General features: G+C 71.6%; 9 protein-coding genes. 4 read left to right on the top strand and 5 right to left on the bottom strand.

The features are described from left to right. The first annotated feature begins 180 nt into the window (after window positions 1–180). Window positions 181–1,113 (top strand): NADP-dependent oxidoreductase, encoded by a 933-nt coding sequence (locus tag E9228_RS04340; RefSeq protein WP_166779310.1) that lies wholly within the window; start codon window positions 181–183, stop codon window positions 1,111–1,113. Window positions 1,114–1,212: 99 nt separating this feature from the next. Here E9228_RS04340 and E9228_RS04335 read toward each other — a convergent pair whose 3' ends face one another. Then, entirely contained in the window at window positions 1,213–2,022 is an 810-nt protein-coding gene (locus tag E9228_RS04335; protein WP_166779309.1) for an SDR family NAD(P)-dependent oxidoreductase, read from the bottom strand. Window positions 2,023–2,152: 130 nt separating this feature from the next. Here E9228_RS04335 and E9228_RS04330 point away from each other — a divergent pair, with 130 nt between their 5' ends. After that, window positions 2,153–3,097, top strand: a complete 945-nt coding sequence (locus tag E9228_RS04330) for an AraC family transcriptional regulator (protein WP_166779308.1) — start codon at window positions 2,153–2,155, stop codon at window positions 3,095–3,097. Here E9228_RS04330 and E9228_RS04325 read toward each other — a convergent pair. Continuing rightward, window positions 3,022–3,537, bottom strand: coding sequence for a very short patch repair endonuclease (locus E9228_RS04325; RefSeq protein WP_166779307.1), 516 nt, complete (start codon window positions 3,535–3,537; stop codon window positions 3,022–3,024). The two genes, E9228_RS04330 and E9228_RS04325, sit on opposite strands and share 76 nt — an antisense overlap. Window positions 3,538–3,657: 120 nt before the next feature. Further along, on the bottom strand, window positions 3,658–6,081 hold the full coding sequence (locus E9228_RS04320; protein ID WP_166779306.1) for an ATP-binding cassette domain-containing protein: 2,424 nt from the start codon (window positions 6,079–6,081) through the stop codon (window positions 3,658–3,660). Between the two features lie 155 nt (window positions 6,082–6,236). Here E9228_RS04320 and E9228_RS04315 point away from each other — a divergent pair, with 155 nt between their 5' ends. Further along, window positions 6,237–6,722, top strand: a complete 486-nt coding sequence (locus E9228_RS04315) for a hypothetical protein (protein ID WP_166779305.1) — start codon at window positions 6,237–6,239, stop codon at window positions 6,720–6,722. After that, window positions 6,719–7,180, top strand: coding sequence for a hypothetical protein (locus E9228_RS04310; protein WP_166779304.1), 462 nt, complete (start codon window positions 6,719–6,721; stop codon window positions 7,178–7,180). The genes E9228_RS04315 and E9228_RS04310 overlap by 4 nt, the downstream gene beginning before the upstream one ends. A gap of 232 nt (window positions 7,181–7,412) precedes the next feature. On the opposite strand, the gene E9228_RS04305 is transcribed toward E9228_RS04310, so the two are convergent. Beyond that, a complete protein-coding gene (locus tag E9228_RS04305) occupies window positions 7,413–8,039 on the bottom strand; it encodes a response regulator (protein WP_166779303.1) in 627 nt (208 codons plus the stop codon). Continuing rightward, window positions 8,036–9,286 carry a histidine kinase gene (locus E9228_RS16930; protein ID WP_166779302.1) on the bottom strand — a complete coding sequence of 417 codons (1,251 nt, stop codon included), beginning with the start codon at window positions 9,284–9,286 and terminating at the stop codon, window positions 8,036–8,038. The genes E9228_RS04305 and E9228_RS16930 overlap by 4 nt, the downstream gene beginning before the upstream one ends. Between the last annotated feature and the right edge of the window lie 35 nt (window positions 9,287–9,321).

The raw sequence follows: 9,321 nt of genomic DNA, 5'->3' as shown, positions 1-9,321 counted from the left end.
GCGCCGATGGTACTGCAAGGGGGACCTTGTGGGAGAGTAGGACGCCGCCGGACTTCTTTTCACAGAAAACCCCTGACGGGTGGAGCATCACGCTCTATCCCGTCAGGGGTTTTCTGCATTCCCGGAACATGTCGGGCATTGTCTGGACGTCGGACGCCCGGCACCCGGTAGACCGGAAGCATGCAGGTCGTCGGAGTCACACAGTTCGGAGGGCCCGAGGCCCTCGCCGTCCACGAAGTCGAGGACGTCCACGCCGGCAGCGGTTCGGTCCGCATCGCCGTCCGGGCGTTCGCGGTGAACCCCACCGACACCGGGGTCCGAGCGGGGGAGCGCGACTCGAGCTCCGCCTCGGCGCCGTACGTCCCGGGGATGGACGCCGCCGGGGTCATCGACGAGGTCGGTCCGGACGTCGACGGCTGGTCGGTCGGTGACGAGGTCATGGCCATCGCCCTCCCGCTCACCGGGCACGGCGGCGCGTACGTCGAGCACCTGGTCGCCCCGGTCGGGTCGTTCACGCGCATCCCGCGCAGCACCTCGATCGAAGCAGCGTCCACCGTCCCCATGAACGGGCTCACCGCCATCCAGATGCTCGAGATCGCCGGCCTCGAGCGCGGGCAGACCCTCGCCGTCACCGGTGCCGCCGGTCTCCTCGGCAACTACGTCGTGCAGCTCGCGAAGGCCGCCGGCATCACCGTCATCGCCGACACCTCCGAGAAGGACGAGGCGCTCGTGCACTCCCTGGGCGCCGACCACGTCGTGGCGCGGGGAGACGGGTTCGCCGACGCCGTCCGTGCCATCATGCCCGAGGGCGTCGACGCCCTCGCCGACTGCGCCGTGCAGCGAGACGTGGTCGTGCCGGCCCTCCGCGACGGTGGTGTCTTCATCGACGTCCGCGGCTGGAAGGGCGACGGCGCCGAGGGCATCCGTTTCGAGCAGGTCTCCGTCTTCAACGAGTACCGGTCGTTCGACAAGCTGGAGCACCTCCGGCATGCGGTCGAGGGCGGCACGATCGTCCCGCGCGTGGCCGAGGTGCTGCCGGCGTCCCGTGCCACCGAGGCGCACGAGCGTCTCGAAGCGGGCGGGACCCGCGGGCGTTTCGTCCTCACCTGGTGAAGGAGAAGTGATGTACGTCACGGGGTGACGGACGGCACCACACGACGGACGGGAGGCACGGGACCAGCTGGTCCCGTGCCTCCCGTCCGTCGTCGACGTCTACGCGAGTCGCGTCGCGGCGATCCCGCCGTCGACGTCGAGGGTCGCCCCGTGCACGAAAGCCGCCTCGTTCGAGACCAGCCAGCGGACCGCACGTGCGATGTCCACCGGGCGGACGGGGGAGCCGGCGGGGGTGCCGGCTGTCATCGCCGCGAGGACGTCGGCGGAGTCGGCGTTGCCCGGCGTCGCCGTCGCGCCGGGCGACACCGTGTTCACCCGGACGCCCGCCTGACCGAACTCCGCGGCCCACGCGCGGGTGAGCTGCTCGACCGCGGCCTTCGTCGCCGGGTAGAGCGCCGCGAACGGGACCCCGACGCGGGCCATCCACGAGCCGACGTTGACGATCGCGCCGGTGCCGCGCTCCGCCATCGCCGGAGCGAGGGCGCCGACGAGGACGTGCGGCGCGCGGACGTTCGTGGTCCAGAGGGCCTCGGCGTCGTCGTCGCTGAGGGTCGCGGTCGGGCCGACCGGGTAGACGCCGGCGTTGTTGACGAGGACGTCGACGCGGCCGCCCAGGAGGCTCGTGGCCTGCTCCGCCAGGGCGCGGACCTGGTCCGGGGTGCCGGCCAGGTCAGCGACGAGGGGATGGGCGGTGCCACCGGCAGCGCGGATGTCAGCGACGACGCGGTCGGTTCGGGCGGCGTCGCGACCGGTGACGACGACTGCTGCGCCGGCGGCGGCGAGTTCGTGTGCGATGGCCTCGCCGATGCCGCTCGAAGCGCCGGTGACGAGGGCAGTGCGGCCGGCGAGGGACTGTGCCGAGTGGGTCTGTGCAGTGGGGGTCGGGGTTGTCGTGTCGTTGGTGGTCATGGTTCGATGCTCGCCGTCGGCGGGACCCTGCGCCTTGCCCGGATCAGCACAGTGCTTGCCGGATCCGGTGACAGGATCCCGGCGCCAGTGGACGGACCTGATCGTCGGCTGCCGGAGGTACGGTGGCGGCATGGACCCCGAGGTGGCAGCAGCGCTCGACCGGGCTGCACGGACCGCTCTCGCGCACGCGGACCGTCTCGCCGCCGTCCCGCCCGGTGCCTGGCCGGACGGTGGACTGCTCCCCGTCTCCGGAGCCTCTGGTCGGGCAGCCGCCCTGCAGATGCGTGTCTCGCAGGTCGATGCGCCGACCGACCTCGGGTACCAGCGGTACGTGCCGTCCCTGTCCGTGGTCCTCGTCGGCCGCAAGCGCTCCATCGTCGGCGACGACGACCAGGAGTGGGGACGCGAACACTTCCTCATCACACCCGTCGACCTGCCCGTCGTCGCCGGCGTCACCGAGGTGGAGGACCGCGGCTTCGTGGCCGTCGTCTGGCGGCTCGACCCGGTCGTCGTCGGGGAGGTCGTGGCCTCGATGTCCCGCTCGGCAGCCCCGCTCGTCGAACCCCCGCGGCTCGGGACGTGGACGCCGGCCCTGGCCGACGCCTTCGCCCGGCTGGTCGGGCTCCTCGACACCCCGGAGGACGTGCCGGTCCTGTTCCCGCTGGTCTCGCGGGAGGTCGTGCTCCGGCTGCTGCAGACCGAACAGGCACCGCGGATCCTGGCGGCCCACGACAACGAGTCCGTCGTCGCGAAGGCCACGGCGCTGCTCATCGACCGGCTGGACGAACCGTGGTCGATGGACCGGCTCGCCAGCACCCTGCTCACCAGTGCTTCGACGCTGTTCACCCGGTTCAAGCAGACGACGGGCATGTCGCCGGCGCAGTACCTCAAGCGCGCGCGGCTCGGGGAGGCACGGCGGCGGATGGTCGTCCTCGGCGAGACCGCGGCCCGTGCGGCGACGGCCGTCGGGTACCGCAGCGCGTCGCACTTCTCACGGGACTACCGGGAGGCGTACGGCCGGCCGCCGGCCGAGGACGCCGCGGGTGCACGGGAGGCGTTCGCCGCGGTCGGGTAGGCACGCTCGGACCGTCGTGACGTGATGCGGTCCCACCGGTCGAGCGCAGCCTCGACCAGGTCGGCGGCGGCCGTGACGTCCTCGTGCTCCCAGATCCGGATCACCCGCCAACCCTCGGCACGGAGGACGGCGTCGTGCGATGCGTCACGACGGCGGTTGGCGAGCAGCTTCGCCCGCCACAGCTCGGCGTTCGCCTTCGGCAGGTGCGCGTGCTCCTCGCACCAGTGCCAGAAGCAGCCGTCGACGAAGACGGCCACACGGGCCCGCGGGAAGACGAGGTCACCGCGCGCTCTCGTCCGGCTGCTGATCCGACGGTCGACGAAGAACCGGCGGCCGCGACCGTGGAGGGCCCGACGGAGCGCGAGCTCCGGCGCGGTGTCCCGTCGGCCGAAGCGCGCCATGTGGCGGCTCCGGTGCTCGTCGGCCTCCCAGTGCTGCATCCCGGGACCGTACCGCCGACACGGCGGTCCACGCCGCACGGGCCCGAGATCTGTGGACAACGCCGGACGGGAGGCACGGGGCGGGACCGCACCGCGCCTCCCGTCCGGCGGCGGGTCAGGTCAGAGGCCGAGTTCGGCGCGGAGGTACGGAGCAGTGCGGCTGTCCGGCGAGGCCGCGACCTCGGCCGGCGTGCCGGCCGCGACGACCTGGCCGCCGGCGTCGCCACCGGACGGGCCCATGTCGATGACGTGGTCGGCCGCGGCGACGACGGACATCGAGTGCTCCACGACCACCACCGTGTTGCCCGCGTCCGTGAGCTGCGACAGCTGTTCGGTCAGCCGCTCGACGTCGGCCGGGTGCAGGCCCGTGGTCGGCTCGTCGAGGACGTAGAGCGTGTGACCGGAGCGGGCGCGCTGCAGTTCGGTGGCAAGTTTGATGCGCTGGGCCTCGCCGCCGGACAGCTCCGGTGCGGGCTGCCCGAGTCGGAGGTAGCCGAGACCGACCTGGCCGAGGGCCTCGAGTGCGCGGGCAGCGGCCGGGATCGGGGCGAGGAACGGGGTGGCCTCGTCGACGGTCATGCCGAGGACGTCCGCGATGGTCGAGCCGTTCCAGCGGACCTCGAGCGTCTCGTCGTTGTACCGGGAGCCGTGGCACTCCGGGCACGGCGCCCAGCTCCCCGGCAGGAACAGCAGTTCCACGGAGACGGACCCCTCGCCCTGGCAGACCTCGCACCGGCCGCCGGCGACGTTGAACGAGAACCGTCCGGCGGTCCAGCCGCGGGCCTTCGCGTCGTCGGTCGCCGCGAACGCCGTCCGGACCGCGTCGAAGAGCCCCGTGTAGGTGGCGAGGTTCGACCGGGGCGTCCGGCCGATCGGCTTCTGGTCGACCTCGACCACGCGGCTGACCGTCGGGTGGTCGCCCGCCAGGGCCGGCAGCACGCCGCCGACCAGCGAGGACTTGCCGGAGCCGGAGACCCCGGTGACGGCGGTGAAGACGCCGAGCGGCAGGTCGACGTCGAGTCCGCGGAGGTTGTGGCGGGTGACGTCGCGCATTGCCAGGGTGCCGATCGGTGAGCGGGTGGGGCGTGCCTCCCGGTCGGTGCTCCGCGGTTGCAGGAAGCGGCGCGTGACCGATGCGTCGACGTCGGCGAGGCCGTCGACCGGGCCGCTGTACAGGACGGTGCCGCCGGCGGTGCCGGCGCCGGGACCGACGTCGACGATCCAGTCCGCCTGGCGGACGATGCGCATGTCGTGCTCGACGACGAAGACGCTGTTGCCGCTGGCGCGGAGGTCCTCCAGGACCTGGATCAGCGGTTCGGCGTCGGCCGGGTGCAGGCCCGCGCTCGGCTCGTCGAGGACGTAGACCACACCGAACAGGCCGCTCCGCAGCTGAGTGGCGATGCGGAGACGCTGCATCTCGCCGGGGGAGAGCGTCGGTGTCGCACGGTCGAGGCTCAGGTAGCCGAGGCCGAGCCCGGTGAGCACCTCGACGCGGCCTAGCAGGTCACGGGCGATGGCGACGGCGACCTCGGTCCGCTCACCCGAGGTGGTGCGCGAGGTGGCGGCCGCAGCGTCGGTCAGCTCAGCCGTCGGGCGGAGGACCGCGGCGACGCCGGACAGGGGCAGACCGTTGAGCTCGGCGATCGTCATCCCGCCGAACGTCACCGCGAGAGCCGCCCGCGTCAACCCCGAGCCACCGCACAGCGTGCACGGACCCGACTCGACGAACTGCAGGACCTTCTTCCGCTGCGACTCACTCTGCGAGTCGGCGAGGGTGTGCAGGACGAACTGCCGCGCGCTCCAGAACTTGCCCTTGTACGGCTTCGCGACCCGGTCACGCTTCGGGTGCACCTCGACGACCGGCTGCTGCTCGGTGAACAGCAGCCAGTCGCGATCTGTCTGCGGCAGCTCACGCCACGGGCGCTCGATGTCGTAGCCGAGACCGGCCGTCACGTCCCGCAGGTTCTTGCCCTGCCACGCACCGGGCCACGCCGTGATCGCACCGTCGCGGATGCTCAACGACGGGTCGCGGACGGCGGAGGCCTCGGTCACCTCGTGCGCGACACCCAACCCGTGGCAGCGCGGGCAGGCCCCGGCGACGGTGTTCGGCGAGAACGAGTCCGAGTACAGCTGCTCGGCGCCCTCCGGGTACGTGCCGGCGCGGGAGTAGAGCATGCGGGTCGAGTTGCTCAGCGTCGTGAGCGTCCCCACCGTCGATCGAGAGCTCGGGGCTCCGCGGCGCTGCTGCAGGGCGACGGCTGGCGGGAGGCCCGTGATCGACTCGACGTGCGGGGTCGACCCCTGGGCGATGAGACGTCGGGCGTACGGCGCGACGGACTCCAGGAAACGGCGCTGGGCCTCGGCGAACACCGTGCCGAACGCCAACGAGGACTTGCCCGAGCCGGAGATCCCCGTGAAGGCGACGATCCGGTCGCGGGGGATGTCGACGTCGACGTCGCGGAGGTTGTTCTCGCGGGCGCCGCGGACGCGGATGAAGCCGTCGCTCGTGGCAGTGGGGTCGAGGGTCGTACGTGGTGCGGGCATCTCTTCGAGCGTAGGCGGGTCGAGGCGGGTCGGTCATGCTCCGGTGCGAGCAGCGACGCTCGTGAGCCGTGTCCTCCGAAGCGCGGACTTCCCCATTGCCTGTGTCATGTGGAGTATCAGTACCAGTCGGGATGGTCTCGACGGAGAGGACTTCCATGCAGAAGCGCTCAGCCCTCGCGGGCGTCGGCCTGATCCTGACGGCTGCACTCGCGTCCCAGCCGCTCGCCGCTCACGCGACACCGGTGGTCATTCCTTCGGCGACGGTCGAATCACGGGTCGCGAGCTTGGGCGTCTCGGACTGGAACGACATCGCGGAGCGGGCCTCCGCGGCGGGTGATGCGGAAGGCGTCAGCGTCGCTCGTGCCATGGCTGCTCGTGCCGAGCGCCCAGGTCGGCCTGGTTCTGCACAACGCAACATCTGGACGACGATCGCCAAGAAGGCCGTGATCCAGGTCCTCCGCTACAGCGTGAACAAACTCCCGGCGAAGGTCCGCCCGTACGCGAGCAAGATCATCGGCGTCGTCGAGGACCTCGACCAGTTCCAGCAGGGGGCAGTCGTCACGGCGCTCGTGCACGTCGGGGTACCCACCGACGTCGCGATCACCGCGGCACAGTGGATCGTCGTCTTCGTGGGGCTGTGACGATGCTGCCCGACGGGCCGCACCCGCCGACTCCGGCGCTCGGTCTCGGTGACAAAGCGATCCTGCTGGGCTGGTTGGTGTCGGCCCTGCTCGTGTCCAGCGCGCCGTTAGCCGTCGGAGTGGCAACGGTGGCGCTCGTTCCGGGGCTCGGTGGGCTCCGGACGGGAGTGACTCCGCTGATGGTCGCCGGTTGGCTGATGACGGCGGTAGCGCTGATGGTCGTTCTCGGTGCTCCGCTCGAACGCGTCACGCGTCGCCTGGTCCGGGGGCATGAACGGGGTGGCACGCTGGCAGCAGAAGCTGCGTCGATCGGCTTCCTCTGGTTGCTGATGGTGCCGATGGCGGCAAGTGGGCTGTCCGCGTTGCTCGCTTCGAGCATCAGCGTCGTGCTCTACAAATGCGTCGAACCGCTACTCGAACGCTGGGCGGCGAGAGACCGCGCCGTGGATGAGGACTGACCGGTGAAGTCCGCGAGTGACGAGGTGCGTGGCGGGACCGTCACGCACCTCGTCACCACGTCCGGCTCTTCAGCAGCAAGGAAGCGCAGCAGATCGCTCAGCAGCACACGACGAGTGATGTCCGACGCCTCTCCTGGTCCACCGACCTCGAGACGCCACAGCGCGACGGCGTGTCGCTCCTGCAGGCGGACACGGCCAACTTCCTGCTGGCGAGCCGTATCCCGCTGCGGGATCAGGGGAGCAGGCCTAGCTCCATCGCTCGGGTCACGGCACGGGTGCGGTCGTTGACACCGAGCTTCTCGAACACGTGGCCGAGGTGCGTCTTCACGGTCGTCTCGCTGAGGAACAGCACGCGGCCGATCCCGGGGTTGCTGTTGCCCTGGGCGACCAGGCGCAGGACCTCGAGTTCGCGCGGGGTCAGGGACGGCCCGGTCGGTGTCGTCCCCACCGCTCGTCGGACCAGCGCCGCAGCCGCTGAGGGAGCCAAGGCCGTCTCACCCCGAGCGGTCGCCCGGACCCCGGCGAGGATCTCGGACTCCGGCGCCGCCTTGAGCAGGTAGCCGGTGGCGCCGGCCTCGATGGCGGCGAGGATCTGGTCGTCGGACTCGTACGTCGTGAGGATCAGTACCCGGATCTCGGGCGCATCCTCGAGGATCTGAGCGGTCGCCGCGTCACCGTCGAGCACCGGCATCCGCAGGTCCATCAGCACGACGTCGGGCCGCTCCGCGAGCACGATCGACACCGCTGCGGCGCCGTCGGCGGCCTGCCCGATGACCTGGATGTCGTCCGCCGCCTGGAGCAGGGCGACGATGCCAGAGCGGACGATCGGGTGGTCGTCGGCGACCACGACGCGGATCACCGGGACACCACCGGGGCGGTTGCGGTTGCGGCTGCCTGCGGTCGGGCCGGGAGGCTCGGTGCGGCTCCGGCAGGCATCGGTGCGGCGGTCGGCAGGGTCGCCGTCACGGTCGTCCCGCTGCCGGGCGTGCTGGCGATGACGCAGGTCCCACCCGCGAGGGCGAGCCGCTCACGGAGTCCGCGCAGCCCGTGGCCGGCGGTCGGCACCGCCGGGTCGAAGCCGACACCGTCGTCGGTGAGCTGCAGCACCGCCTGGTCCGGCTCGTGCAGCAGCGTGATCGTCACCCCCGTCGAGTCGGCGTGCGCGCGGACGTTCGACAGTGCCTCTTGTGCGACCCGGAGCAGGACCACCTGCGCATCGCGGTCGAGGACCCCGTCGGCAGCGGTGACCGTCACCGGGGTCCCGGTCTCGCGGGTGTGGCGCTCGCCGAGACGGTGGAGTGCCCCGGCCAGGCTGTCGCGCGTGGTGCCGGCCGACCCCGCGGCGACGAGCACGCGGGACTCCTCGAGTGCGGCGCGGGCGGACTCCTCGAGCACGGTCAACCGCTCGTCGAGGGCATCGGGACGATCGTCGGCCAGGTCGTTGCGCGCACGTTCGGTGAGCATCACGATGCCGGCGAGGTTCTGCGCCACGGTGTCGTGGATCTCACGCGCCAGGCGCTCCCGTTCGCTGGCGATGCCCGCGGCACGGTTCGCGTCAGCGAGGGACTGCTGTGCGGCACGGAGGTCCTGCACCAGTTGCCGTCGTTCTTCCGACAGCGCGGCGACGCTCGAGATCCAACCGCCCAAGGCGCAGGACCCGATGATGCTGGTGCCCTCGACCAGGATCGTCGACACCAGGGCGTCCGGGCCACCCGACACCATCAGACCCACCGCGGAGAGCACGCCGACAGCGACCGTCAGCAGGACAGCCGACCGGGTGCGTTCGGTCTGGCACCACACCAGCGGGAACAGGATGCACTGCACGATCGCGGTGCTCGGGGCGACCGACGGCAGGACGACCGCGGCGACGAGCACGAGCGGCAGGAACCACGCCGCGGCCCGCGGGTCGTCGTACCCACGACGTCCGTACGCCACGTACGCGACGACCAGGACCGCGATCGTGACGTACGCCAGCCATCGGCTCGACCACGGCGACCACCCCAATGCAGCGATCGCGAGTGTCAGCGCCATCGTGGCAGCGAAGAACACGTGCAACCACCGGTTGCGCACCCACGTGGGTGTGGTCGTGACGTCTGCTCCTGGCATACCGACAGCCTCCCACCTCATCCCGTCGATCCGGG

The sequence above is a fragment of the Curtobacterium salicis genome (genome assembly GCF_011759505.1).
GTDB classification, from domain to species: domain Bacteria; phylum Actinomycetota; class Actinomycetes; order Actinomycetales; family Microbacteriaceae; genus Curtobacterium; species Curtobacterium salicis.
The sequence above is the reverse complement of the archived record's forward strand: the minus strand, read 5'-3'. Positions and strand labels throughout refer to the sequence as shown.

Excerpts from the sequence above, each read along its gene's own strand:
- E9228_RS04315 (WP_166779305.1), top strand. The coding sequence starts at position 6,237 with ATGCAGAAGCGCTCAGCCCTCGCGGGCGTCGGCCTGATCCTGACGGCT.
- E9228_RS16930 (WP_166779302.1), bottom strand. The coding sequence starts at position 9,286 with ATGCCAGGAGCAGACGTCACGACCACACCCACGTGGGTGCGCAACCGG.
- E9228_RS04335 (WP_166779309.1), bottom strand. The coding sequence starts at position 2,022 with ATGACCACCAACGACACGACAACCCCGACCCCCACTGCACAGACCCAC.
- E9228_RS04320 (WP_166779306.1), bottom strand. The coding sequence starts at position 6,081 with ATGCCCGCACCACGTACGACCCTCGACCCCACTGCCACGAGCGACGGC.
- E9228_RS04325 (WP_166779307.1), bottom strand. The coding sequence starts at position 3,537 with ATGCAGCACTGGGAGGCCGACGAGCACCGGAGCCGCCACATGGCGCGC.
- E9228_RS04330 (WP_166779308.1), top strand. The coding sequence starts at position 2,153 with ATGGACCCCGAGGTGGCAGCAGCGCTCGACCGGGCTGCACGGACCGCT.
- E9228_RS04340 (WP_166779310.1), top strand. The coding sequence starts at position 181 with ATGCAGGTCGTCGGAGTCACACAGTTCGGAGGGCCCGAGGCCCTCGCC.